Annotated in this window: 24 protein-coding genes; 16 read left to right on the top strand and 8 right to left on the bottom strand. The window is 70.9% G+C overall.

From position 1 onward, the window contains the following. Positions 1-225: 225 nt before the first annotated feature. Positions 226-540 (bottom strand): hypothetical protein, encoded by a 315-nt coding sequence (locus ACWGJ2_RS08235; protein WP_453345182.1) that lies wholly within the window; start codon positions 538-540, stop codon positions 226-228. A 187-nt stretch (positions 541-727) separates the two neighbouring features. Here ACWGJ2_RS08235 and ACWGJ2_RS08230 point away from each other — a divergent pair, with 187 nt between their 5' ends. Beyond that, positions 728-2,071 (top strand): amidohydrolase, encoded by a 1,344-nt coding sequence (locus ACWGJ2_RS08230; RefSeq protein WP_453345181.1) that lies wholly within the window; start codon positions 728-730, stop codon positions 2,069-2,071. On the opposite strand, the gene ACWGJ2_RS08225 is transcribed toward ACWGJ2_RS08230, so the two are convergent. From ACWGJ2_RS08225 to ACWGJ2_RS08215, 3 genes are all read right to left on the bottom strand, one after another. After that, positions 2,026-3,174, bottom strand: coding sequence for a COX15/CtaA family protein (locus ACWGJ2_RS08225; RefSeq protein WP_453345180.1), 1,149 nt, complete (start codon positions 3,172-3,174; stop codon positions 2,026-2,028). The genes ACWGJ2_RS08230 and ACWGJ2_RS08225 overlap by 46 nt on opposite strands. 86 nt (positions 3,175-3,260) lie before the next feature. Further along, positions 3,261-4,052, bottom strand: coding sequence for an ABC transporter permease (locus ACWGJ2_RS08220; protein ID WP_453345179.1), 792 nt, complete (start codon positions 4,050-4,052; stop codon positions 3,261-3,263). Between the two features lie 129 nt (positions 4,053-4,181). Beyond that, on the bottom strand, positions 4,182-5,108 hold the full coding sequence (locus ACWGJ2_RS08215; protein WP_453345178.1) for an ABC transporter ATP-binding protein: 927 nt from the start codon (positions 5,106-5,108) through the stop codon (positions 4,182-4,184). A gap of 159 nt (positions 5,109-5,267) precedes the next feature. Between ACWGJ2_RS08215 and ACWGJ2_RS08210 the strand changes: the two genes are divergently transcribed. The 12 genes from ACWGJ2_RS08210 (at position 5,268) to ACWGJ2_RS08155 (ending at position 15,255) form a co-directional block, all read left to right on the top strand. Further along, a complete protein-coding gene (locus ACWGJ2_RS08210; protein ID WP_453345177.1) occupies positions 5,268-6,110 on the top strand; it encodes a helix-turn-helix transcriptional regulator in 843 nt (280 codons plus the stop codon). Further along, positions 6,107-7,528: a Fe-S cluster assembly protein SufB gene (gene sufB / locus ACWGJ2_RS08205; RefSeq protein ID WP_453345176.1), complete on the top strand. Its 1,422-nt coding sequence runs from the start codon at positions 6,107-6,109 to the stop codon at positions 7,526-7,528. The genes ACWGJ2_RS08210 and sufB overlap by 4 nt, the downstream gene beginning before the upstream one ends. An 89-nt stretch (positions 7,529-7,617) precedes the next feature. After that, the gene (gene sufD / locus ACWGJ2_RS08200) at positions 7,618-8,796 is read left to right on the top strand and encodes a Fe-S cluster assembly protein SufD (RefSeq protein WP_453345175.1); all 1,179 of its coding nucleotides are present in this window, start codon (positions 7,618-7,620) and stop codon (positions 8,794-8,796) included. Beyond that, positions 8,793-9,119 carry a non-heme iron oxygenase ferredoxin subunit gene (locus ACWGJ2_RS08195; RefSeq protein WP_453345174.1) on the top strand — a complete coding sequence of 109 codons (327 nt, stop codon included), beginning with the start codon at positions 8,793-8,795 and terminating at the stop codon, positions 9,117-9,119. The genes sufD and ACWGJ2_RS08195 overlap by 4 nt, the downstream gene beginning before the upstream one ends. Positions 9,120-9,126: 7 nt before the next feature. Beyond that, a complete protein-coding gene (sufC, locus tag ACWGJ2_RS08190; protein ID WP_453345173.1) occupies positions 9,127-9,891 on the top strand; it encodes a Fe-S cluster assembly ATPase SufC in 765 nt (254 codons plus the stop codon). Then, entirely contained in the window at positions 9,888-11,144 is a 1,257-nt protein-coding gene (locus ACWGJ2_RS08185) for a cysteine desulfurase (protein ID WP_453345172.1), read from the top strand. The genes sufC and ACWGJ2_RS08185 overlap by 4 nt, the downstream gene beginning before the upstream one ends. A gap of 51 nt (positions 11,145-11,195) precedes the next feature. Next, the gene (sufU, locus tag ACWGJ2_RS08180; protein WP_453345171.1) at positions 11,196-11,663 is read left to right on the top strand and encodes a Fe-S cluster assembly sulfur transfer protein SufU; all 468 of its coding nucleotides are present in this window, start codon (positions 11,196-11,198) and stop codon (positions 11,661-11,663) included. Then, a complete protein-coding gene (locus tag ACWGJ2_RS08175) occupies positions 11,660-11,989 on the top strand; it encodes a metal-sulfur cluster assembly factor (protein ID WP_453345170.1) in 330 nt (109 codons plus the stop codon). The genes sufU and ACWGJ2_RS08175 overlap by 4 nt, the downstream gene beginning before the upstream one ends. A gap of 301 nt (positions 11,990-12,290) precedes the next feature. After that, a complete protein-coding gene (locus ACWGJ2_RS08170) occupies positions 12,291-12,611 on the top strand; it encodes a DMT family transporter (protein ID WP_453345169.1) in 321 nt (106 codons plus the stop codon). Then, positions 12,611-13,150, top strand: coding sequence for a TetR/AcrR family transcriptional regulator (locus ACWGJ2_RS08165; RefSeq protein WP_453345168.1), 540 nt, complete (start codon positions 12,611-12,613; stop codon positions 13,148-13,150). The genes ACWGJ2_RS08170 and ACWGJ2_RS08165 overlap by 1 nt, the downstream gene beginning before the upstream one ends. 163 nt (positions 13,151-13,313) lie before the next feature. Continuing rightward, positions 13,314-14,303 (top strand): 2,3,4,5-tetrahydropyridine-2,6-dicarboxylate N-succinyltransferase, encoded by a 990-nt coding sequence (dapD, locus tag ACWGJ2_RS08160; RefSeq protein ID WP_453345167.1) that lies wholly within the window; start codon positions 13,314-13,316, stop codon positions 14,301-14,303. Between the two features lie 97 nt (positions 14,304-14,400). Further along, complete coding sequence (locus tag ACWGJ2_RS08155; protein WP_453345166.1) at positions 14,401-15,255, top strand: EI24 domain-containing protein; 855 nt, start codon at positions 14,401-14,403, stop codon at positions 15,253-15,255. A gap of 34 nt (positions 15,256-15,289) precedes the next feature. Here the strand turns inward: ACWGJ2_RS08155 and ACWGJ2_RS08150 are convergent, their stop codons facing one another. Next, positions 15,290-16,012 (bottom strand): response regulator, encoded by a 723-nt coding sequence (locus ACWGJ2_RS08150; RefSeq protein WP_453345165.1) that lies wholly within the window; start codon positions 16,010-16,012, stop codon positions 15,290-15,292. 101 nt (positions 16,013-16,113) lie between these two features. Continuing rightward, positions 16,114-17,313, bottom strand: a complete 1,200-nt coding sequence (locus ACWGJ2_RS08145; protein WP_453345164.1) for a sensor histidine kinase — start codon at positions 17,311-17,313, stop codon at positions 16,114-16,116. A 204-nt stretch (positions 17,314-17,517) separates the two neighbouring features. Here ACWGJ2_RS08145 and ACWGJ2_RS08140 point away from each other — a divergent pair, with 204 nt between their 5' ends. Together ACWGJ2_RS08140 and ACWGJ2_RS08135 are read left to right on the top strand one after the other, a co-directional pair. Next, on the top strand, positions 17,518-18,453 hold the full coding sequence (locus ACWGJ2_RS08140) for an ABC transporter ATP-binding protein (protein WP_453345163.1): 936 nt from the start codon (positions 17,518-17,520) through the stop codon (positions 18,451-18,453). Between the two features lie 6 nt (positions 18,454-18,459). Next, complete coding sequence (locus tag ACWGJ2_RS08135; RefSeq protein WP_453345162.1) at positions 18,460-19,239, top strand: ABC transporter permease subunit; 780 nt, start codon at positions 18,460-18,462, stop codon at positions 19,237-19,239. A 103-nt stretch (positions 19,240-19,342) separates the two neighbouring features. On the opposite strand, the gene ACWGJ2_RS08130 is transcribed toward ACWGJ2_RS08135, so the two are convergent. Continuing rightward, on the bottom strand, positions 19,343-21,253 hold the full coding sequence (locus ACWGJ2_RS08130) for an endonuclease/exonuclease/phosphatase family protein (protein WP_453345161.1): 1,911 nt from the start codon (positions 21,251-21,253) through the stop codon (positions 19,343-19,345). 178 nt (positions 21,254-21,431) lie between these two features. On the opposite strand from ACWGJ2_RS08130, the gene ACWGJ2_RS08125 reads away from it, so the two are divergent. Next, on the top strand, positions 21,432-22,976 hold the full coding sequence (locus tag ACWGJ2_RS08125) for a hypothetical protein (protein ID WP_453345160.1): 1,545 nt from the start codon (positions 21,432-21,434) through the stop codon (positions 22,974-22,976). A 71-nt stretch (positions 22,977-23,047) separates the two neighbouring features. Here the strand turns inward: ACWGJ2_RS08125 and ACWGJ2_RS08120 are convergent, their stop codons facing one another. Continuing rightward, on the bottom strand, positions 23,048-23,509 hold the full coding sequence (locus ACWGJ2_RS08120) for a hypothetical protein (protein WP_453345159.1): 462 nt from the start codon (positions 23,507-23,509) through the stop codon (positions 23,048-23,050). Positions 23,510-23,513 lie beyond the last annotated feature (4 nt).

Below are 23,513 nucleotides of genomic sequence, written 5' to 3'. Positions count from 1 at the left end.
CGGTCGCCCCGGTGCCCCCCCACGCGCGCTTCCCCCCCCCGCGGCCCCCCCGGCGGGGGGGGGCCCAAACCCCCCCCCCGCGGGCCCCCCCCCCCCCCCCACCACCAGCCCGGGCCCCCCCCGCGGGGGGGGGGGGCCCCTCTTCTCTTCGGCCGCGACGGGGTTGTAGGGGCCGTACCGGGTGTGTGGAGCGGTACGGCCGTACGGGTGCCGGGGTCGGGCGGGTCAGGTGTTGGACGGGCCGCCGATCTGGATACCTGCCATCCGGGTCCACTCGTACGGGCCCGTGCGCACCTTCTCCGCCATCTCGCTGTCGAACGTCTCGCGCAGGGTGAGGTCCGCGCGCTCGGCGGCCTCTCGCGCGGTCTCCACGGACGGCGCCATCAGGTCGCCCCAGGTGCCGTCGGAGCCGACCAGCACGATGCGGGCGCCGACCTGCCCCACATAGGCGATCTGTCCCTCGGCGCTGCCGCCGTGGCTCTTGGCGAACGCGGTGATCTCCTTGGCGAGCCGGGCCGCCCGCTTGCTGCTGTCTGCCATGCACACGATGCTACCGGCGGGTATATCGGCTGGCGACGCCCTCGCCGGGCGCGAGACGGACGACACACCCGTATGGGGCGCCCGCCACCCAATCCGCCTCCGGCCGTTAGTCCCACTGGGACGAGGAGGCGCGATGACCGCAGGTTCCGGGGGGAGGCCGCGATCTCTCCCGGTTTCACCGTGGGAGATGCCCCAGGCCACCGCCGGGCTGTTCCCCACCGTCGCGGGCGGCCCGTACGCGCTCGTCGACCAGCACAACTTCGGCGTGCTCCACGAGGAACTCGGCCTCGGCACCTTCGAGACCCACCTGGCCGCCGCCGTAGGCGGCGCCGCGCCCCGCAGCGGCACTTTCTTCGACAGCCGTCTCGGCTTCGCGCTGCGCCGCTGGTGCCCGCCGCTGCTCGGCCTCGAACCCCACTGCTCCCCGGCCCGCTATCTGGCCAGGCGCAGGGAGCTGGGCGCGTTCGCCGCGGGGCGCACGCTGCTGCGCGGCAGCGGCATCGGCTGCTTCCTCGTGGACACCGCCACCCCGCCGGACCCGGTTCCGGCCCCGGCCCCCGTCCCGGCGTGCACGCCCGACCGGCACGGGCTGACCTCACCCGACGAGCTGGCCGCCGCGGCGAGTGCCACGGCGCGCGAGGTGGTCTGCCTGGAGACCCTGGCCGCGCAGGTCGCCGACACCTCGGGCTCCGTGCGGTCCTTCGTCGCCAACACCGCCGAGGCCCTGCACAGCGCGGCCCGCGAGGCGGTGGCCTTCACCTGCGACGCGGGGTTCCACGAGGCCAGGGCGCCCGTGCTGGCCGAGGTCCAGCGGGCCGCCACGCGGTGGCTGCGGGCCCGCGCCGAGCGCCAGAACGGCGCCCGACGCCATGGCCCGCACGCCCGGCCGGCGGACTACGGGGACTACGGGGACTACGAAGGCCACGGCGCTTACGGGAACCGTACGGGTGGCACGGACCGCTCCCGCTCGCGGCCCGCCGTCGCCGCCGTGCCCCCGCCCCGTGCCGGGGGGCCGGCGCGTGACGGGGAGTGCGGGACGGCGCACCACGCGCTGCGGAGCGAGCCCGCGCTCGTGCGGCATCTGCTGTGGAGCGCCCTCGTCACGGGGCGGCCTGTGCGGCTGCGCTGCGGCGACCCCACGCCGCTGGAGGGGTTCCTACGCGCCAGCTCCGGGCTCGGTACCGAGGTGGTGCTGCTCGCGCGGCGCCCGCACCACCGTGCGGCGGCCCGGCTGGCCGCCGCCTTCCCGCACACCTACGCGGACGCGGGACCGCGCCCCGCCGAGACGCTGTACGAGGCACCGTTCGGCAAGCTGCTCTTCTCCTCCGAGGCCCGCGCGCTGCCCGAGCTGTACGTGGTACGGGCGCGCGCCTTCGCGGGCGAGCTGGAGCGGCTGCTGGGGGAGTGGGTCGGCGAGGGCTTCTGCACCCGCACGGACGCGGCGCGCATCGCCCGCCAACTGGCGGGCGGCACGGCGCGGCGCGTCTACGGCCTGGACGGGGCGGACGGTCCTGACGTGGCCGCGGGCTGATCCGTCGCCGGGCCGGGGGCCGAACCGGAACCGGAACCGGAGCCTTCGGGGCGCGCGTCCTCGGGCCCGGGTCCGGGCCGTGCGTCCTCGGGCTCCGAGGGCGCGGGAACGGTGGCCCCGGCCCCCTTCGTGCTCGTCGTGCTCGTCGTGCCCGTGGGCTCCATGGGCAGCGGCGCGCCGCGCTCGCGCAGCGAGAGCAGCAGCCGCAGCACGGCGATCCACACGAGCGTCGAGCCCAGCAGGTGGATGCCCACCAGCAGTTCGGGCAGGTCGGTGAAGTACTGCACGTAGCCGATGACGCCCTGGGCCATCAGGACGAGGAACAGCTCGCGCGTGCGCCGCCTGGGCCCCGCGGGAGCGTCCACGGCCCGCAGCACGAACCAGACGGCGAGCGTGAGGGCCACGACGATCCAGGCGAGCGCCGCGTGCGCCTGCGTGACCACCTTCGGGTCGAAGGGCATGCGCGGGACCTCGCTGCTGTCGCCCGCGTGCGGCCCCGACCCCGTGACGGCCGTCCCCACGACGATCAGCGCGCCCGCGAAGACGGCGAGCCCGATCACGAGCTGCTTCACCGGCCTGCCCACCAGCGGACGCGGCTCGGCGTCGCCTTCCCGCGCCCTGAGCCAGGTCACCGCCGTGAGGGTGAGCAGCGTGCTGGCGAGCAGGAAGTGTCCGGCGACGGTCCAGGGGTTCAGCTCGGTCAGCACCGTGATGCCGCCGATGATGCCGTTGGCCACGACGAGCCAGAACTGCCCCCAGGCGAGGCGGCTGAGGCCCCTGCGCTTCGGCTTGGCGGAGCGCGCGGCGACGATGGCCCAGCCGACGGCGGCGCTGAGCACGTACGTCAGCATCCGGTTGCCGAACTCGATCGCGCCATGGATCCCCATCTCGGAGGTGGCGACGAGGCTGTCACTGCTGCACTTGGGCCAGGTGTCGCACCCGAGCCCCGAGCCCGTCAGCCGCACGGCGCCGCCGGTCACGACGATGAAGACGCTCATGAGGAGGGCGGCCAGCGTGGCCCGCTGGAGGGTCCGCTGAGTCGGGGTCCAGCGGGCGGCGACGTACGCGACGGGGTTACGTACGAGTTCGAGCAATTTCGGCACGCGCCCATCGTACGGGCGTGCTTGTGCGTGCTTTCACGAGGGGTGCGGGCCGGGTGTCCCAGGGGGCGAACCCCCTGGGGAAGGGGTCACTCCCACTTGAAGAACCGCGCCGCCGCGCCCAGCCCCAGCACCGCCCACACGGCGAGGACGCCCAGATCGGCCCACGGCGTGCCGGAGCCGTGCTGGAGCACGTCGCGCAGGCCGTCGGAGAGGGCGGAAACGGGCAGCAACTGGAGGACGCCCTGCACGGCGCCGGGGAACTTCTCCAACGGCACGATGATCCCGCCCGCGACCAGCAGCAGGATGAAGACCAGGTTGGCGGCGGCGAGCGTCGCCTCCGCCTTGAGCGTCCCGGCCATCAGCAGCCCGAGCCCGGAGAAGGCGGCCGTGCCCAGCAGGAGCAGGAGCAGCACGGACAGCGGGTTGCCGTGCGGCGACCAGCCCAGCGCGAGGGCGACCACGGTCAGCAGGACGAGCTGGAGCACCTCGATCACCAGGACCGCGCACGTCTTCGCCGTCATCAGGCCCCAGCGGGGGAGCGGCGAGGCGCCGAGCCGCTTGAGCACGCCGTAGCGCCGCTCGAAGCCCGTCGAGATCGCCTGCCCGGTGAAGGCCGTGGACAGCACGGCCAGGGCGAGGATGCCGGGCGCCAGGAAGTCGACACGCCCGCCCTGGCCGCCCGCCGTGTCCACGGGGACGTCGATGATGTCGACGGCGCTGAAGAGCACCAGCAGCAGGGTCGGGATGACGGCGGTGAGCAGCAGTTGCTCCCCGTTGCGCAGCAGCATCCGGGTCTCCAGTGCCGCCTGCGCCGCGATCATGCGGGGCAGCGGCGCGGCACCGGGCCGTGGCGTGAAGGTTCCGGATCCGGCGCTCATGACCGCGACTCCTTGGTGTGGCAGGCGTGCCGCGTCATGACCGCGGTTCCTTTCCCGTCAGCTCCAGGCTGCTGTTCTCCGGGGGACGACCCCCGGGCCCCCGGCCGGGGGTGTGGCAGGCGTGCCGCGTCATGACCGCAGCTCCTTTCCCGTCAGCTCAAGGAAAACGTCCTCAAGAGTGCGCCGCTCCACCGAGATGCGGTCGGGCATCACGCCGTTCTGCGCGCACCAGGAGGTCACTGTTGCCAGGAGCTGGGGGTCGACGGTGCCGGTGAGGCGGTAGCCGCCCGGGGTCAGTTCCGCCGCTGCCGTGTTGGCGGGCAGGGCCTTGAGCAGCGAGGTCAGGTCGAGTCCGGGGCGCCCGGTGAAGCGGAGCGTGTTCTCGGCCCCGCCCCTGCACAGCTCCTCGGGGGCACCCTGGGCGATGACCTTGCCCGCGTCCACGATGGCCACGTCGTCGGCCAGCTCCTCGGCCTCGTCCATGTAGTGGGTGGTCAGCACGACGGTGACGCCGTCGGACCGCAGCTCCCGCACCAGCTCCCAGGTGGCGCGTCGCGCCTGTGGGTCGAGGCCCGCCGTGGGCTCGTCGAGGAAGACCAGCTCGGGGCGGCCGACGACGGCCATGGCCAGCGAGAGCCGCTGCTGCTGTCCGCCGGACAGCCGCCGGTAGACCGTACGGCCGCAGCCTCCGAGGCCGAGCCGTTCGATCAGCGCGTTCACGTCCAGGGGGTGCGCGTGGAGGCCCGCCATGTGGCGCAGCATCTCGTGCGCGCGGGCCCCGGAGTAGACGCCTCCGCTCTGGAGCATCACGCCGACGCGGGGGCGCAGCAGGCCACTCTGCGCGACGGGGTCGAGCCCCAGTACGCGCACGGTGCCGCCGTCGGGCCGCCGGTAGCCTTCGCAGGTCTCGACCGTGGTCGTCTTGCCCGCGCCGTTGGGGCCGAGGATCGCGGTCACGGTGCCCTCTCCGACGGACAGGTCAAGACCGTCCACCGCGGTCTTCGCGCCGTACCGCTTCACCAGCCCCGCGACCTCGACAGCCGCTCCAGTTCGCATACGGGGAAGTCTAGGGAGCCCAGGTCAGTGCCTGGTTCGTGGGGCGGTGCGTAGCTCGTGGAGCGCCCGCCGGTAAGGGTGGCCTTACGTGATGCACCCCATTGCGGCAGGTCATGACCCCGCTTGCCGCCTTCCGGGGAATTACGCAACAATGGCGTTGTGAAAAAGAAGGGTGACGCACACGAGACGCTCCCGGAGGCCGCGACGGCCCCCGGCGGGCAGCCCGTGCCCGCGCCCCTCGACGAACAGCACGGTACGAGGAACAGGGTCGCGCGCTCCATTCTCGACAACGGGCCGTCAACCGCCGCCGAGCTGGCACTGCGACTCGAACTCACCCAGGCGGCCGTGCGCCGCCACCTCGACGCGCTGGCCGCCGAGGGAGTGGTCGAACCCCGCGAGAAGCGGGTCTACGGCTCGCGCGGCCGAGGCCGCCCCGCCAAGGTCTTCGCTCTCACCGAGTGCGGCCGGGACGCCTTCGACCAGGACTACGACCAACTGGCGGCCGACGCGCTGCGCTGGATCGCGCAGACCGCCGGTGGCGGCGAGCTGGGAGACGCCGCCGTGGCCGCGTTCGCGCGCGCCCGCGTCGCAGCGCAGGCGGAGCGGTATCACCGCGCGCTGGAGCAGGTCCCGCCCGAGGACCGCGCCAGGGCGCTCGCCGAGGCCCTCACGCAGGACGGGTACGCTGCCACGGCGCGCAGCGCGCCCGCCTCCGCCGGAGAGCAGCTCTGCCAGCACCACTGTCCGGTGGCCCACACCGCCGAGCAGTTTCCGCAGTTGTGCGAGGCGGAGACCGAGGTCTTCTCCCGCCTGCTCGGCACCCACGTGCAGCGGCTGGCCACGATCGCCCACGGTGACGGGGTGTGCACCACCTTCATCCCGCAGATTCACGGCCAGGGGCACGCCCAGGCGCAGGCCCAGGCGCAGCCGCCCAGGACCACCAGCAAGACAACCGAAGCCACCACAGCATCTGTGAACACCGCCGGGAGGAACCCCGCATGACCTCTCCTACGGAGACTGCCCACCCCGAGCTCGAGGGTCTGGGCAAGTACGAGTACGGCTGGGCCGACTCCGACACGGCCGGTGCCACGGCCAAGCGCGGCCTCTCCGAGGATGTCGTCCGCGACATCTCGGGGAAGAAGAACGAGCCGGACTGGATGCTGAAGCTCCGGCTCAAGGGCCTGAAGCTGTTCGAGAAGAAGCCCATGCCCAACTGGGGCTCGGACCTCTCCGGCATCGACTTCGACAACATCAAGTACTTCGTGCGGTCCACCGAGAAGCAGGCCCAGAGCTGGGAGGACCTGCCGGAGGACATCAAGAACACGTACGACAAGCTCGGCATCCCCGAGGCGGAGAAGCAGCGCCTGGTCGCCGGCGTCGCCGCGCAGTACGAGTCCGAGGTCGTCTACCACCAGATCCGCGAGGACCTGGAGGAGAAGGGCGTCCTCTTCCTGGACACCGACACGGCGCTGCGCGAGCACCCGGAGCTGTTCCAGGAGCACTTCGGCACCGTGATCCCCGCCGGTGACAACAAGTTCGCCGCGCTGAACACCGCGGTGTGGTCCGGCGGCTCCTTCATCTACGTCCCGCCGGGCGTCCACGTGGACATCCCGCTCCAGGCCTACTTCCGGATCAACACGGAGAACATGGGCCAGTTCGAGCGGACGCTGATCATCGTCGACGAGAACGCCTACGTGCACTACGTCGAGGGCTGCACCGCGCCGATCTACAACTCGGACTCGCTGCACTCCGCCGTCGTCGAGATCATCGTGAAGAAGGGCGGACGCTGCCGCTACACGACGATCCAGAACTGGTCGAACAACGTCTACAACCTGGTCACCAAGCGTGCCGTGGCCTACGAGGGCGCGACCATGGAGTGGGTCGACGGCAACCTCGGCTCCAAGGTCACCATGAAGTACCCCGCCGTCTACCTCATGGGCGAGCACGCCAAGGGCGAGACCCTGTCCGTCGCCTTCGCGGGTGAGGGGCAGCACCAGGACGCGGGCGCGAAGATGGTGCACATGGCGCCCCGCACCTCCTCCAACATCGTCTCCAAGTCGGTGGCCCGCGGCGGTGGCCGCACCTCGTACCGCGGTCTCATCGAGATCGCCGAGGGCGCCGAGGGCTCCAAGTCCAACGTGCTGTGCGACGCGCTGCTCGTGGACACCATCTCGCGCTCGGACACCTACCCCTACGTCGACGTCCGCGAGGACGACGTGACGATGGGCCACGAGGCGACCGTCTCCAAGGTCAGCGACGACCAGCTCTTCTACCTGATGAGCCGCGGTCTGTCCGAGGACGAGGCCATGGCCATGATCGTCCGCGGCTTCGTGGAGCCGATCGCGAAGGAGCTGCCCATGGAGTACGCGCTGGAGCTGAACCGGCTGATCGAGCTCCAGATGGAGGGCGCGGTCGGCTGACGCCGTCCCGTCGTCCCCGTCGCGCCGCGGGCTCCCGCGGAACGAAGACCACAGGCCCCTGTTTTCAGAAAGTGAGCACCACGACAGCCATGGCTGAGGCTCAAAACATTTCGGTCGGTTCGAACACCACCGGGTCGATCGCGGTGGCGGCCGAGTCCACCGTCGCTACGCGGATGAGCGCGCCGCCGTCCTTCGACGTGGCGGACTTCCCGGTGCCGCACGGCCGCGAGGAGGAGTGGCGCTTCACTCCGCTGGAGCGGCTCAAGGGGCTGCACGACGGCTCGGCCGAGGCGTCGGGCTCGCTGAAGGCCGAGATCTCGGCGCCCGACGCGGTGACGGTCGAGACCGTCGCGCGCGACGACGCCCGGATCGGCCGCACCGGCAAGCCCGTGGACCGGGTCGCCGCGCAGGCGTTCTCCTCCTTCGAGAAGGCCACGGTCGTCTCGGTGCCCAAGGAGGCCGTGCTGGAGGAGCCCGTCCGGGTCACCCTGCACGGCGAGGGCGGCGTCTCCTACGGACACACCGTCTTCGACGTCGGCGCCTTCGCCGAGGCCGTCGTCGTCATCGACCACACGGGTGACGCGGTGCGCGCCGCCAACGTGGAGTTCCACGTCGGCGACGGCGCCAAGCTCACCGTCGTGTCCGTGCAGGACTGGGACGACACCGCCGTCCACTGCTCGCAGCACAACGCGCTGGTCGGCCGGGACGCCTCGTTCAAGTCCGTGGTGGTCACTTTCGGCGGCGACGTCGTCCGCCTCCACCCGCGCGTCAACTACGCGGGTCCCGGCGGCGAGGCCGAGTTCTACGGCCTGTACTTCACCGACAACGGCCAGCACCAGGAACACCGCCTCTTCGTCGACCACGACACGCCGAACTGCCGGAGCAACGTGGTCTACAAGGGCGCGCTCCAGGGCGAGGCGGCCCACGCCGTGTGGATCGGCGACGTGCTGATCCGCAAGGAGGCCGAGGGCACCGACACCTACGAGCTGAACCGCAACCTCGTCCTCACGGACGGCGCGCGGGTCGACTCGGTCCCCAACCTGGAGATCGAGACCGGTGAGATCGTCGGCGCGGGCCACGCCTCGGCCACGGGCCGCTTCGACGACGAGCAGCTCTTCTACCTGATGGCACGCGGCATCACGGAGAAGGACGCCCGGCGCCTCGTCGTCCGCGGCTTCTTCGCGGAGCTGGTGCAGCAGATCGGCCTGCCGGACCTCCAGGAGCGTCTGCTGGCCAAGATCGAGACAGAGCTGGAAGCGACCGTATGAGTGCCGCGTCCTACGTGCGCGCCACCGCGCTCAGCGAGCTGGAGGACGACACGCCCAAGCGTGTCGAACTCGACGGCGTGCCGGTGGCCGTGGTCCGTACGGAGGGGCAGGTGTTCGCCATCAACGACATCTGCTCCCACGCGAACGTCTCGCTCTCCGAGGGCGAGGTGGAGGACTGCCAGATCGAGTGCTGGCTGCACGGCTCCAGCTTCGACCTGCGCAGCGGCAAGCCCTCGGGGCCGCCCGCGACGCGCCCCGTCCCCGTATACCCCGTAAAGATCGAAGGGGACGACGTGCTCGTCTCCGTCACCCAGGAGTCCTGAAGTCCCCATGGCAACGCTTGAGATCAACGACCTGCACGTTTCCGTCGAAACCGAGGGCGGCCCGAACGAGATCCTGCGCGGCGTCGACCTGACCGTGAAGCAGGGCGAGACGCACGCGATCATGGGTCCGAACGGCTCCGGCAAGTCGACGCTCGCCTACTCCCTGGCCGGTCACCCGAAGTACACCGTCACCGGCGGCTCGGTGAAGCTCGACGGCGAGGACGTCCTGGAGATGTCCGTCGACGAGCGCGCACGTGCCGGTGTCTTCCTCGCCATGCAGTACCCGGTCGAGGTGCCCGGTGTGTCCGTCTCCAACTTCCTGCGGACCTCCGCCACCGCCATCCGCGGTGAGGCCCCGAAGCTGCGCACCTGGGTGAAGGAGGTCAAGGAGGCCATGGAGCGGCTCTCCATCGACCCCAAGTTCGCCGAGCGCAACGTGAACGAGGGCTTCTCCGGCGGTGAGAAGAAGCGCCACGAGATCCTCCAGCTCGAACTGCTGAAGCCGAAGATCGCGGTCCTCGACGAGACCGACTCCGGCCTCGACGTCGACGCGCTCCGCGTGGTCTCCGAGGGCGTCAACCGCGTCCGCGAGGGCGGCGAGGTCGGCACCCTGCTGATCACCCACTACACGCGCATCCTGCGCTACATCAAGCCCGACTTCGTCCACGTCTTCGCCAATGGCAGGATCGTGGAGTCCGGCGGCGCCGAGCTGGCCGACAAGCTGGAGGAAGAGGGCTACGAGGAGTACGTGAAGGGGGGAGCCGCCGCGTGACACACCTGCCGGGCCTTCTCGACACAGAGGCGCTCCGTAAGGATTTCCCGATCCTGGACCGCACGGTCCACGACGGCAAGAAGATCGTGTACCTGGACAACGCGGCCTCCTCCCAGAAGCCGCGCCAGGTGCTCGACGCGCTGAACGACTACTACGAGCGGCATCACGCCAACGTCCACCGAGGTGTGCACGTCCTCGCTGAGGAGGCCACGGCGCTGTACGAGGGCGCGCGCGACAAGGTCGCCGCGTTCATCAACGCGCCCAGCCGCGACGAGGTGGTCTTCACCAAGAACGCCTCGGAGTCGCTCAACCTCGTGGCGAACATGCTGGGCTGGGCCGACGAGCCCTACCGCGTGGAGCACGACACCGAGATCGTCATCACGGAGATGGAGCACCACTCCAACATCGTGCCGTGGCAGCTGCTCTCGCAGCGCACGGGCGCGAAGCTGCGGTGGTTCGGGCTCACCGACGACGGGCGGCTCGATCTGTCGGCGGTCGACGAGATCATCACCGAGAAGACCAAGGTCGTCTCGTTCACTCTCGTCTCCAACCTCATGGGCACGGTCAACCCGGTCGAGGCCATCGTCCGGCGCGCCCAGGAGGTCGGCGCCCTCGTCGTCATCGACGCCTCGCAGGCCGCGCCGCACATGGTGCTGGACGTCCAGGCGCTCCAGGCCGACTTCGTCGCCTTCACCGGGCACAAGATGTGCGGTCCGACGGGCATCGGCGTGCTGTGGGGCCGCCAGGAGCTGCTGGACGACCTGCCGCCGTTCCTCGGCGGCGGCGAGATGATCGAGACGGTCACGATGAGCGCCTCGACATACGCCCCCGCGCCGCACAAGTTCGAGGCGGGCACGCCCCCGATCGCCCAGGCGGTCGGTCTCGGCGCCGCCGTGGACTACCTCTCGGCGATCGGCATGGACAAGATCCAGGCCCATGAGCACGCGCTGACGGAGTACGCGATCGCCAAGCTCAAGGAGGTCCCGGACCTGCGGATCATCGGCCCCACCACGGCCGAGGACCGGGGCGCGGTGATCTCCTTCACGCTGGGCGACATCCACCCCCATGACGTGGGCCAGGTCCTCGACGAGGAGGGCATCGCCGTCCGCGTCGGCCACCACTGCGCACGGCCCGTCTGCCTGCGGTACGGAATTCCCGCGACCACGCGAGCGTCGTTCTATCTGTACTCCACGCCCGCCGAGGTCGACGCTCTGGCCGAGGGGCTGGAGCACGTACGGAATTTCTTCGGCTGAGGCCGGAGGCGGACGGGACGGACGGATGTACGGGACGGGACGGACTGACTCGTGAAGCTGGATTCGATGTACCAGGAAGTGATCCTGGACCACTACAAGCACCCCCACGGGCGTGGCCTGCGCGAAGGCGACGCCGAGGTGCACCACGTCAACCCGACCTGTGGTGACGAGATCACCCTGCGGGTGCGGTACGACGGCGACACCGTCCAGGACGTCTCGTACGAGGGCCAGGGCTGCTCCATCAGCCAGGCCAGCGCCTCGGTGCTGAACGACCTGCTGGTCGGCAAGGAGCTGTCCGAGGCGCGTCGGATCCAGGAGACCTTCCTGGAGCTGATGCAGTCGAGGGGCCAGATCGAGCCGGACGACGCCATGGAGGACGTGCTGGAGGACGCCGTCGCATTCGCCGGTGTCTCGAAGTATCCGGCGCGTGTGAAGTGTGCTCTGCTGAGCTGGATGGCATGGAAGGACGCCACGGCCCAGGCACTGGGCGAGGACTCGGCGAAGGAGAAGACGGCATGACCGAGACCACCACCAAGCCCGCGAGCGAGGAAGAGGTCCGCGAGGCGCTGATGGACGTCGTCGACCCGGAACTGGGCATCGACGTCGTCAACCTGGGCCTGATCTACGGCATTCACGTCGATGATTCGAACGTGGCCACGATCGACATGACGCTGACGTCGGCGGCCTGTCCGCTGACCGACGTCATCGAGGACCAGGCGAACTCGGCGACCGAGGGCATCGTCAACGAGCTGAAGATCAACTGGGTCTGGATGCCCCCGTGGGGGCCGGACAAGATCACGGACGATGGGCGTGAGCAGCTCAGGGCGCTGGGCTTCAACGTCTGAGCGGCCGCGCGGGGCGGGTGCGGGTGCTGTTTCCGGCATCCGGTATCCGGTATCCGGCGCCCAGGGCCGTGGCCGGCCCCGGGGGGGGCGGGGCCCGCCCGGTGGGGGTGCGCGGGGGCGCGGGGGCGGGGGGGGGGGGGTGATTCGGGCCCCCGTCACCGGGTTCCCGGCCCCCTGGCCGGCGCCGGACGGCGCGGTGCCCGCGAACGGCCCTTTTCGTGTCCGCGTGTCCGCGTGTCCGTGTGCGGGGGGCATCGGCCTTTGTGTACGGGCGTACGCACCCTTGTGTACGCTCGTACGCATGATGTATGTGACGCTCGCGGGAGCGATCTTCGCCGAGGTGCTCGCGACCACGGCCATGAAGTACAGCGACGGCTTCAGCAAGCTGTGGCCCTCGCTGATCACGGCGCTGGGGTACCTCGTGGCCTTCGGGCTGCTCGCGCAGACGCTCAAGACCATGTCGGTCGGCACCGCCTACGCGATCTGGGCCGGGGTGGGTACGGCGGCCGTCGCCGCGATCGGCATGGTCTTCGTCGGTGAGCCGGTGACAGCGGCGAAGATCATCGGCGTGCTGCTGGTGATCGCCGGAGTCGTCGTCCTCAACCTGGGCGGAGCGCACTGATGCCGCGCCGCTACGACCCGGAGCGGCGGCAGCGCATCATCGACGCCGCGATCCGCGTCGTCGAGCTGAAGGGAATCGGCGGCCTCAGCCACCGCGTGGTCGCGGCCGAGGCCGACGTACCGCTGGGCTCCACGACGTACCACTTCGCCAGCCTGGACGATCTGCTGGTCGCCGCGCTGGAGCAGGTCACCAGCGAGCCGCAGAGCGCCGTCGAGAGCTGGGACGAGGAGCTGTCCAAGGAGGTACCGCTGGCCGACGCGCTGACGCGGCTGCTGGAGCAGTACACCTCGGGCGGGCGCGGACGGATCCGGTTGGAGTACGAGCTGTACCTCGCCGCGCTGCGCAGGCCCGCGCTCCAGCCTGTGGCCAGGGCGTGGCTGGACGAGATGTGCGAGGTGATCGGGCGCCACACGAAGGACGAGGGCACGGCGTGCGCCCTCGTGGCGATCATCGACGGGCTGCTGCTGCAAATGCTGCTCGCCGACCGCACCTTCGATCCCGAGGAGGTCCGGGCTGCGCTCGCCCGCGTCATTGGTTGAGGGGTGGGCGGGGCGGGCGGGGTTGGTCCGACGGAGGGGGCCGGGCCGATGAGCGCGGCTCGGGGCTCGGGGTCCGAGGGCGGCTCGGGCCGAGGTGGGGGCGGATGCCCGCATGGCAGGACCGGTTCGTCATCGTGGCGCGAATCCGGATAGCGTTCGACGTATGACCGAAGCACCCAGCACCAGTACCTCCGGAGCAGTCGCTGCCGGGCTCGCCACCGTCGCCGCCGACGGTACCGTCCTCGACACCTGGTTCCCCGCGCCCGAGCTGGCCGCCGAAGCCGGTCCCGCCGGTACCGAGCGGCTGAGCCCCGAGCGGGCCGCCGAGCTGCTGGGGGAGGCGGCGCCCAAGGCGCTGGGTCCCGACCCGGTGCGCGGGGTGGAGATCGTGGCCGTACGGACGGTCATCGCCTCCCTCGACGACAAGCCGCTGGACACCCACGACGTCTACCTGCGGCTCCACCTGCTCAGCCACCGCCTGGTGAAGCCGCACGGGCTGAGCCTGGAGGGCCAGTTCGCGCTGCTCGCGAACGTGGCCTGGACCACGCTCGGGCCTGTCGCCGTGGACCAGATCGAGCAGGTGCGGCTGGCCGCGCGCGCCGCGGGCAAGCAGGTGAACGTCACCAGCGTCGACAAGTTCCCGCGCATGACCGACTACGTCGCGCCCAAGGGCGTGCGCATCGGCGACGCCGACCGCGTCCGCCTCGGCGCGCACCTGGCCGAGGGCACCACGGTCATGCACGAGGGCTTCTGCAACTTCAACGCGGGCACCCTCGGCACCTCCATGGTCGAGGGCCGCATCAGCGCGGGCGTCGTCGTCGGCGACGGCTCCGACATCGGCGGCGGCGCGTCGATCATGGGCACCCTTTCCGGCGGCGGCAAGCAGACCGTCTCCATCGGCGAGCGCTGCCTCCTCGGCGCCGAGGCGGGCATCGGCATCTCGCTCGGCGACGACTGCATCGTCGAGGCCGGCCTCTACGTCACCGCGGGCACGCGCGTCTCGCTGCCCGACGGCAAGATCGTCAAGGCTGCCGAGCTGAACGGCGCGAGCAACCTGCTCTTCCGCCGCAACTCCACCTCCGGCAAGGTCGAGGTGCTTCAGCGCACCGGCTCCTGGGGCGGCCTGAACGAGGCGCTGCACAGCAACAACTGACGCACTCCCCGGAGTTCTCGCCGAGGTTCGCGGGGGCTCGCGGCCCCGGCAGGGGTTCCCGTCACCGCGCATGCCCGTAGGCCATAGGCTTACGGGCATGCGCGATCTTGCAGCGGGAGTACGGTACTTGGGCCGCGGACAGCGGTGGGTCTTGAGCCACGGGCGCTGGTTCGGCTTCGGGCTGCTGCCCGCGCTGGTCACGCTCGTGCTGTACGGGGTGGTGCTCACCGTCCTCGCCTTCTGGACCGACAACATCGCCGCATGGGCCACGCCCTTCGCCGACGACTGGTCCGAGGGCTGGCGCACCACCCTCCGCGCCCTGTTCGCCGTGCTGCTGTGGACGGGCGGACTGCTGCTGTCGGTGCTCACCTTCACCGCTGTGACGCTGCTCGTCGGTGACCCCTTCTACGAGAAGCTGTCCGAGCAGGTCGAGGAGTCCGAGGGCGGCTGCCCGGAGGGTGTCGACCGGTCGCTGGCCAGCGAACTGTGGATCTCCCTGCGCGACAGCCTCTATGTGCTGTGGCGCGCGATGCTCCTCGGCGTACCCCTCTTCTTCCTCGGCTTTGTGCCCGTGATCGGTCAGACCGTGATCCCAGTGCTCGGGTTCTGCGTCTCCGGGTTCTTCCTCACCCTGGAGCTGACGTCCGTCGCGATGCAGCGCCGCGAGATTCCGGTGCGGGAACGGCTGCGGGTACTGCGTGGCCGCAAGGCCCTCGCGCTCGGATTCGGGGTGCCCCTGGTGCTGTGCTTCCTGGTGCCCTTTGTCGCGGTGCTGCTGATGCCCGGCGCGGTGGCGGGCGCGGCACTCCTGGTCCGCGACGTGACGGGACACGACGACACGCCGAGGCACGACGGTATGGCGGACCCCGGCGGGGTGACGGGGCACGACGGCGCGACGGGCCCGGGCGGTCCGGCAGGGCAGGGCGGCGTGACGGGGCCCGGCGTCTACTGACCATGCCGGGCCGACGGCTCACCACGACGGGGCATCACGGCAAGGCGGTCGGTGCGGACGGATCCGCCGCCTTCACCAGGCCGTTCTCGTAGGCGACGATCACCAACTGCGCGCGGTCGCGGACTCCGAGCTTCGTGAGCAGGTGGCTCACATGTGTCTTCACGGTCGCCACCCCGAGATACAGGCGCTTGGCGATCTGGCTGTTGGACAGGCCACGGGCAACGAGCGTCAGCACCTCCCGTTCGCGTTCGGTCACGCCGTCCAGATCCTTGCCCAACAGCGGACAGGGCTCCGGGCGACGGGCAAACTCCGCGATCAAGCGCCGTGTCACGGCCGGAGCCAGCAGCGCGTCACCCGCGGCGACGACGCGGAGGGCGGCCAGCAACTCGCCCGGCGGAGTGTCCTTGAGCAGAAAGCCGCTGGCACCGGCGCGCAGCGCCGCGTACACATAGTCGTCCAGATCGAACATGGTCAGGATGAGCACCCGCGTGTCCGGCGTCTCAGGCGCGCCGCAGATCTGCCGGGTCGCCTCGATGCCGTCCATGTCGGGCATCCGTACGTCCATGAGGACGACATCCGGTGGGTCCTGACGTGCCAGCCGCACCGCTTCCTCGCCCGTCGCGGCCTCCCCCGTGACGGTGAGTCCGGGCTCGGCGTCGACCAGGACCCGCAGACTGCCACGCAACAGTGCCTGATCGTCGGCCAGCAGGACGCGGGTCGGCACGGGAGCGGGCTTCGGCGCGGAGCTGGATGCCAAGGCGGGTGCTGGACCTGACTCTGGACCTGGGCCCGACTCTGGACCGGGACCGTGACCTGGATTGGGTGCGGGGTCGTTGTCGGCCGACGCGTCCGCGTCGTTCACTGCGCCTCCTTGTACGGCAGGGTGGCGGTCACCGCGAAGCCGCCTTCGGGGCGCGGTCCCGCGGTGAACGTACCGCCGTATGCCGCGACCCGCTCCCGCATCCCGAGAATGCCGTGGCCACCGCCGGATTCGGACTGCTGCGCCGACCGCGCCGGGCAACGGCCGTCATCGGTCACCTGGATGCGCACCTCGCGCCCGCTCCCTTCGACCACCACGCGGCAGGGTGTCCCCGGTGCCGCGTGTCTGGCCACGTTGGTGAGTGCCTCCTGCACGATCCGGTGAACGGTGAGCCCTATCCCTTCCGGGAGCTCTTCCACCCCACGTATAGACAGCTCCGCGCCTGCCCGCTCCGCCAGTTCGGGCAGGGTGTCGGGGCCGGGTGCCGGACCGAGCGCGGACGGGGGCAGCCGTGCGCCGTCCGTCTCGGAGCGCAGCACGCCGAGCATCCGCCGCATGTCGGTGAGAGCCTCACGGCTGGTGGTCTCGATGACGCGCAGCGCGTCGTACGCCTCCTCGGGACGTGTGCGTATGACGTGGTTGGCGACGCCCGCCTTGACCGCGATCAGGCCCATGCTGTGAGTCACCACGTCGTGCAGCTCGCGGGCGATGCGCAGCCGTTCCTCGGTGACGGCCCGCTGCGTGAGGTGCTCGGCCGTACGCGCCGCGTCCGCGCGCCGCTGCCGGACGGCACGCCCCAGCTCCCACGCACCGAGCAGCGCCGCGAAGCCGAGCAGCAGCAGACCGGGGCCGCCCGCCCACCAGTACGCCGGCTCCGCGCGCACCGGCCCCAGCGCCGCGGCGACGCAGAGCAGCGCGATGGCGAGGGCGCGGAGCCACCGCTCCCACCAGCGGCGCAGTGAACTGGTGAGTGCGACGGTATAGAGCGCGAAGGCCGCGGGGAGAAGGGGATCCCACATCGCGTCCCTGGCCACCGCCAGCGCGGTCACCAGGACCACGGCGATGAACACCGGCAGCGGCCGGACCCGCCGGAGGGCGAGCGGCACGGTGGCCGCGACCATCAGCACGAGCTGCTCCCACGGCGGGGCCCCGCCAGACACCGGGCCGGACCCGGGCGTGGTCTCGGCTGGGCCGGTGGCAAGCAGCACGGCCGTGTACCCGGACACGATCACGCCGTCCACCACGATCAGCCGACGTCTGTTCAGCCATCGGGCCAAAATGGGGTATTGCTCTTCCACGTCCATTTTTCTCCCCCTGTTCACCGCAAGACCGTAGTCGCAGCGGACTGACCGCCGCTTCCGTCTCCGGGCTGTCCTCCCAGCTCCTCCTCGGGACGGATACGCGGGCTGCTTCGACGGGGTCGCTCAGCCTCTGGGCGGAGCTGTTTCGCTCCGGCTGTGGACTGATGTGCCGGGCCCGTTCGGTGCGGGATCGTCATCGGCATGATCGAAGTCTGCGAACTGACCAAGCGCTTCGGCCGGATCACCGCGGTCGACGGACTGTCCTTCCAGGTACGTCCGGGGCGGGTGACCGGCTTTCTCGGACCGAACGGCGCGGGCAAGTCCACCGCGATGCGCATGATGCTGGATCTGGACAGGCCCACCAGCGGCCATGTCCGCATCGAGGGCCTGCCCTATCGCCAACTGCGGGAACCGCTGCGCACGGTGGGCGCCCTGCTGGACGCCGGATCGGTGCACGGAGGGCGGTCGGCGCGTGCCCACCTGCGCTGGCTGGCGCGCAGCAATCGGATAGCCGGGCACCGGGTCAGCGAAGTCGTCGAGCTGACCGGGCTGGAGAGTGCGATCAGTCGGCGGGCGGGGAAATTCTCGCTCGGTATGAGACAACGGCTCGGCATCGCCGCGGCACTGCTGGGTGATCCGCGCGTGCTGCTGCTGGACGAGCCGGTCAACGGCCTCGATCCGGAGGGCATCCTCTGGTTCCGGGGCCTTATGAAGGCCCTGGCAGCCGAAGGGCGGACGGTCCTCGTCTCCAGCCACCTGATGAGCGAGGCGGCACTGACCGTGGACCACCTCGTCGTCATAGGCCGAGGACGGCTGCTCGCCGACACAAGCGCCGCCGAGTTCATCGACCGTCATACGCGCTCCTGCGTGCGCGTCCGCACACCTGAACCCGAGCGGTTACGCGAGGTGCTGACCGGCGCTGGCATCCGCGTCGAGGAAGGGGCCCACGGCAGCCTGGAGGCCATCGGCGCGGAACCGGCACGCATAGGCGAGCTGATCGCGGCACATGGCGTGACGGTGCACGAGGTGGCGCGGCAGACGGCGTCGCTCGAAGAAGCCTTCATACGGATCACCGGCGAGTCCGTGGACTACCGGGGCACGGACTGCCGCACAGCGACCACGGCAACGGGGAGGTGAGATGACATGCGGGACGACATGGCATTCGGACGGGCAGTGCTCGCCGCCGAGTGGATAAAGATCCGGAGCGTGCGGTCGACGGTCTGGGCCCTGGGGCTGGCCCTGGCCCTCAGCGCAGGTCTCGGCGCGCTGATCGCACGCAGCTTCCGCGCCGACATCGAGGATGTCGTGAACTTCCACCCGGTCGTCGCCGGGCTGTACAGCCTGACGATCGGACAGCTCGCCCTCGTGGTGTTCGGAGTGCTCCTCGTCGGTTCCGAGTACTCCTCCGGGACGATACGGGCCTCGCTGGCAGCGGTGCCGATACGTGGAGCGTTCTTCGGCGGCAAGGCGCTGGTGGGCGGGGTGGTGGCGCTCGGCGTCTCGGTGGTCACCGTGCCGGTCACGTTCCTCGTGGCGCAGGCGACCCTCGGGCCGTACGGCACCACGCTCGGTGCGGACGGAGTGCTGCCCTCGCTGATGGGTGCCTGTGTCTATCTGACGCTCATATGCGTGTTCTCCATAGGGGTGGCGACGCTGCTGCGCAGCTCGGTGGTGTCGCTGGGGATCCTGCTGCCGCTGTTCTTCCTCGGCTCCCAGGGGCTCGGAAACGTCCCGGTGCTGAAGAGCGTCCTCCAGTACTTTCCTGACCAGGCAGGCATGGTGCTCATGCGCATCGGCGGCCCGCAGGAGGATCCACGCTTCGGCCAGGACTACGGCCCATGGGGCGCGCTGGCGCTCGTGATGGCGTGGACGTCCGTCGCGCTTCTCGCCGGTTACGCGACGCTGCGACGCCGTGACGCCTGACCCCTTCGCGGTCGGCCTGCCCGCGGCGGGAGGGATGAGAGAGCGTGCCCCGTCACCTCCCCCGCCTCGGGTCATGCCCCTTGGGCTACGCCCCGCAGTCGGGTCAGGAGAGCGGAAGGCGGACCACCGAGGGGTCGTGATCGCTGGACTGGTCGTGGAATTCCGCGTTGATGTGGACGACGTCGTAGTCCACCCGGCCCGCGCCAGGGCTGGTCAGCACATGGTCCAGCGACTGCGAGTTCCCGTTGAACACATAGCCGTACCGCTCGTTCGCGGGCAGCCGGCTCATCGGGCTGGTCAGTGCGCGGCCCGCGCGCAGTGCGTCGAGAGTGGGGGAGAAGTTGAAGTCATTGAAGTCGCCCGTGGCGACGACCACCGCCTTGGGATCGATCGCACGCAGATCCTTCACGAAGGAGTTCACCAGCTTTCCCTGCTCGATGCGCTGCGGCTCGGAGTACCGGTTGGGTGGCTGGATGCGCCCCTCCAGAGGCTGGTCGCCCTCCAGGTCGCCACCGCCCTTCGAGCTGAAGTGGTTGGCGATCACGAAGACGGGCCGCCCACGGAAGCGGAACTCGCCCGCCAGTGGCTTGCGGCTCGCCTCCCATGCCGCGTCCTGCGGTGCGATGCGGCCGGGGGAGGCGGACAGGGCAGGGGCGCCGTCCCGCTCGACGGCCTGGACGGGGGTGGCCGCGTCGCCGCCCGGGCGGTCGGTGAAGGAGACCCGCTCGGGGTTGTAGAGGAAGGCGACGCGGATGTTGCCGCCGGGCTGGCCGCCGTCGGCGTTGTCGGCCGGGTCGATCTGGCGCCACTCGTACGCGGGCCCGCCCGCGTCCTTGATGGCGGCGGTCAGCTTCTCCAGCGTCGCGTCGGCGGCCACGGTGCCGTCGTCGGCCGGGCCCGTGTTGTCCTGGACCTCTTCCACGGTCACGATGTCGGGGGAGGCCAGGTTGGTGACGAGGGCGTCGGCGAGGCGGGTGAACTTGGCGGCGTCCGTCTTGGGGGAGAGGTTCTCCACGTTGTAGGTGGCGACGGAGAGTTCGTCCTCGCGCTGGGGGCGGGTCTTCTCGCGGGCGAGGCCGCGGTCCTTCAGCTCGCCGAGTGTGGTCGCGCGTATCGCGTAGCCGCCGAACTGGTCGTAGTCCAGGGGGCCCGCTGTGGTGCCCTTCAGCGCGTCGCCGACGTTCGCCTCGGGGAAGGGGCGCTCGGAGAAGGGGATGAGGGAGGAGACCTTCATCCGGGCACCGTTCTGCTGGGTGTACGAGCCGTAGAGGGTGCCGCCGCGCGGGGTGCGGTTCTCATGGGGGTCGGCGGTCACCCACAGCTCGTTGTACTGGGTCGTGGGGCCGGTGACCGGCGCGTTCCTGACGGAGGTGCGCATGCCTTCGAGGGACTCGTACAGGTCCAGTGCGTAGCTGTGCGGGCGCAGGGGGAGGGGCTCGATGTTTCCGTCGTCGTTCTTGGCGCGCGGCGCGTATCTGCCGGGGACGCGGTCGGCGTCGAGGTGTTCGGTGCGGGGCAGCCGGTTGCCGTGGGACTCCACGGTCCAGGTCGCCTTGGAGAGCTGGGTGAGGGACTGGCACCCGGAGCCCGCGCCGCCGGGGTAGAACTCGCTGACGTCGCCCGTGACGCGCAGCGCGTCGCCGACCGAGACATCGGGGGTGGTTCCGCCGGTGTAGATGAAGATCCCCTCACTGGTCGACGGGTCGTCGTCCGGTGAGGGGTCCTGGAGCCAGAAGCCGCGGGCCGAGCCGAAGCCGCGTATCGCGGTGACGACGCCGGGTACGTCCGTCACCCGCTCGCCCTTGAGGGGCGAGACGCGGGTGGGGCCCTGGATGTCGTGGACGCGGGTGCCCTCACCGGCTCCGCTCGCGGCGGCCGACGGGGTGGCCGACGAGGCGGAGGAGGGAAGGACGAAGAGCGTGGAACACAGCGCGGCGACGGTGAGCGCGCAGGTACGTGCGAGGCGAGACGACAACGGTCCCTCCGAGGGGGTGACGGACGTGGTGCCGGGCATTCTCTACGCGCGTAAAGTCTGCTGGCGAAACGGGAGTTGTCAAGGATGTGACGTATCTTCGGGGCCGGGCGGCCCGAGCGAGTCATTGGTAAGTGCACGATTCGGGCAGCGGGGGACAGATCCCGTCTACCCTGGGGGCCTTGCACCGTCCGTACCCCTGTAGGAGATGAACGCGCAGATGACCGGTGACGACCGTCCCACGATGCCGCCCGTACGGCTGCCTTCCGAGGCCGAGCTGGCACGGGACGCGCTCGCCGCGCCGCTCTTCTCGCGGGCCGCGAGGCTCGCGCGCTGGGCGGAGGCAGGGGTCCCCGTCGGTGCGGGCGGAGAACTGCTCTCCGACCAGCTCAAGGCCGCCGTGGAACACCTCGGCATCGGCGACGACGCGGAGGCGCCCGCGCTGGCGGCCGAGGCGTGGAACCTCGCCGTGGACACCGGGCTGCTGGAGGTCGACGAGGACGAGGAGAGCGGGAATCCGGAGTCCGGGGACGGGGAAGGGGACAGGCCGGTGCTGTCCACGGACGAGCCCGTGGGCACCGCGACAGCGGGCGAGGAACTGGAGCTGCTGACGGGCAAGGGCACCCCGGCCGAGGTGCTCGACCTGTGGCAGGGCGGCCTGGAGACCGTGCTCGCCGACGCGGCGACGCCCAGCTTCGAGGAACTGCTCGGCGGCCTGGAGAGCGCGGTCGGTGAGGACGGGCAGATCGACCCCGACTCCATCGACCTCGACTCCATGGACTGGAACCCCGAGGAAGAGGCCGACTTCCTCGACAGCGCCCTGGGCAACCTCTATCTGCTGACGGTCACCGACAGCGCCGTCGCCGGGGGCGCGATGGTGCCGCTGCCCGTCCTCGCCGCCTCGATGATCGTGCCCGAGGACATGGACGAGCCGACCGACGACGTCCTCGAAGAGGTCTCGGCGGCGATGATGAAGCTGGACGAGCAGTTCCGCATCCTGGAGCCGACGGGCCTGCTCGCGTACCAGCCCGTCGACGAGGCGCTGACGCAGGAGGCCGAAGAGGGTGGCGAGCTGCCGGAGGAGCTGGACGAAGAGGACGTCTCGCGCTACGGCATGGTGCGGCTGACCCCGCTGGGCCTGCACGGGGTGCGGGTGCGGATGCGCGACGCGGGGATCGAGGCGCCCGCGGTCGGCGATCTCGCGGAGGCGGACGCGCGGCGGCTGCTCGACGCGCTGCCGCTGTACTCGGAGGCCGACGCGCAGACCGAGAGCGAGACGTGGCTCGCGGCCCGTGCGCCCGTCGACGCGGCACGCGAACTCCTCGCCGCGGCACGCGGCGCCGACGAGGACGCGCCCGCGCGCCGCCTCGGCTGTCAGCAGGCGCTCTCCCTCGCGGGCGCCGACGCGGAGCCCGCGCTGCGCGAGGTGCTGGACGACAGGGAACTGGGCGGGCTGGCGCGGGTGTGGCTGGCCGAACGCGGCGCGGGGGACGTGCCGCAGCCCGACGAGGAGATGGTCTTCTGGCTGACCGTCGACACCATCGCGGCGCAACTGGCCATGGCGGGCGAGCCCTCCGAGTCGGACGAACTGCAAGGCCTGGTGCAGGGCCTGGTCGATCAGCACGCGGGGTTCTTCGACAAGGTGTGGAAGGTGGAACACCCCGCCACGGGTGACGTCCTGGAGGCCATGGGCCGCGTCCACCCCGACAAGCGCACCGCCAAGGAGGCCCGTAAGGCCGCCTTCAAGGCCCGCAGCCGCGCCTGACGCCTGCCTCCCCTCCGCCGTCCCGGGCCCCCGCCGGGGGAGAGGGGGACCGGGGAAGGCCGGAGGGGGCGTCAGACGCCGAAGCGGGTCGTGTGGCGGAAGGAGGACGCGGCTCCGTCGAACCCGTATGTGCCGCGGTAGGCGGGCGGGTTCTGGTATTCGCCGACGATCACCAGCGTGTCCGCGCAGGATCCCTGTCCTCCGGTCCGCTTCGCGTCCAGGCGCAGTTGCTGGCCGATGGACCCGCCGGTGATCTCCCAGGGCGCGCCGCAGATGCCGGAGGTGATCCGGCCGCCGGTCACCACGTGTGGATACGTGTTGGGGTTGTACGTCACCTCGATGGCGAACGTGACGGCGCCGTTGTGCAGCGCCAGCGTGTTCGTGACCTCCAGTGCCTCGCCCGTCACCTCCGTCTGCGGTGAGGCGAACGCCTCGTCCCGCGTCTTGACCTCCGCACCCTGCGGGTTGATGAAGCGGTGTTCCTTACGGGCGGCTGTGGTGCCGCCCTTCTTCTTCTGCGCGGCCGTGGCCATGGCG

The sequence above is a fragment of the Streptomyces sp. NPDC054796 genome (assembly GCF_053611545.1).
This window is presented reverse-complemented; position numbering and strand designations above follow the sequence as displayed.

What these genes read in the sequence shown, in the direction of transcription:
- ACWGJ2_RS08165 (WP_453345168.1), top strand. Translation starts at nt 12,611, where the DNA reads ATGCCGCGCCGCTACGACCCGGAGCGGCGGCAGCGCATCATCGACGCC.
- sufD (WP_453345175.1), top strand. Translation starts at nt 7,618, where the DNA reads ATGGCTGAGGCTCAAAACATTTCGGTCGGTTCGAACACCACCGGGTCG.
- ACWGJ2_RS08130 (WP_453345161.1), bottom strand. Translation starts at nt 21,253, where the DNA reads ATGCCCGGCACCACGTCCGTCACCCCCTCGGAGGGACCGTTGTCGTCT.
- ACWGJ2_RS08120 (WP_453345159.1), bottom strand. Translation starts at nt 23,509, where the DNA reads ATGGCCACGGCCGCGCAGAAGAAGAAGGGCGGCACCACAGCCGCCCGT.
- ACWGJ2_RS08195 (WP_453345174.1), top strand. Translation starts at nt 8,793, where the DNA reads ATGAGTGCCGCGTCCTACGTGCGCGCCACCGCGCTCAGCGAGCTGGAG.
- ACWGJ2_RS08220 (WP_453345179.1), bottom strand. Translation starts at nt 4,052, where the DNA reads ATGAGCGCCGGATCCGGAACCTTCACGCCACGGCCCGGTGCCGCGCCG.
- dapD (WP_453345167.1), top strand. Translation starts at nt 13,314, where the DNA reads ATGACCGAAGCACCCAGCACCAGTACCTCCGGAGCAGTCGCTGCCGGG.
- ACWGJ2_RS08135 (WP_453345162.1), top strand. Translation starts at nt 18,460, where the DNA reads ATGCGGGACGACATGGCATTCGGACGGGCAGTGCTCGCCGCCGAGTGG.
- ACWGJ2_RS08170 (WP_453345169.1), top strand. Translation starts at nt 12,291, where the DNA reads ATGATGTATGTGACGCTCGCGGGAGCGATCTTCGCCGAGGTGCTCGCG.
- ACWGJ2_RS08235 (WP_453345182.1), bottom strand. Translation starts at nt 540, where the DNA reads ATGGCAGACAGCAGCAAGCGGGCGGCCCGGCTCGCCAAGGAGATCACC.
- ACWGJ2_RS08125 (WP_453345160.1), top strand. Translation starts at nt 21,432, where the DNA reads ATGACCGGTGACGACCGTCCCACGATGCCGCCCGTACGGCTGCCTTCC.
- ACWGJ2_RS08155 (WP_453345166.1), top strand. Translation starts at nt 14,401, where the DNA reads ATGCGCGATCTTGCAGCGGGAGTACGGTACTTGGGCCGCGGACAGCGG.
- sufC (WP_453345173.1), top strand. Translation starts at nt 9,127, where the DNA reads ATGGCAACGCTTGAGATCAACGACCTGCACGTTTCCGTCGAAACCGAG.
- ACWGJ2_RS08215 (WP_453345178.1), bottom strand. Translation starts at nt 5,108, where the DNA reads ATGCGAACTGGAGCGGCTGTCGAGGTCGCGGGGCTGGTGAAGCGGTAC.
- ACWGJ2_RS08230 (WP_453345181.1), top strand. Translation starts at nt 728, where the DNA reads ATGCCCCAGGCCACCGCCGGGCTGTTCCCCACCGTCGCGGGCGGCCCG.
- ACWGJ2_RS08140 (WP_453345163.1), top strand. Translation starts at nt 17,518, where the DNA reads ATGATCGAAGTCTGCGAACTGACCAAGCGCTTCGGCCGGATCACCGCG.
- ACWGJ2_RS08175 (WP_453345170.1), top strand. Translation starts at nt 11,660, where the DNA reads ATGACCGAGACCACCACCAAGCCCGCGAGCGAGGAAGAGGTCCGCGAG.
- sufB (WP_453345176.1), top strand. Translation starts at nt 6,107, where the DNA reads ATGACCTCTCCTACGGAGACTGCCCACCCCGAGCTCGAGGGTCTGGGC.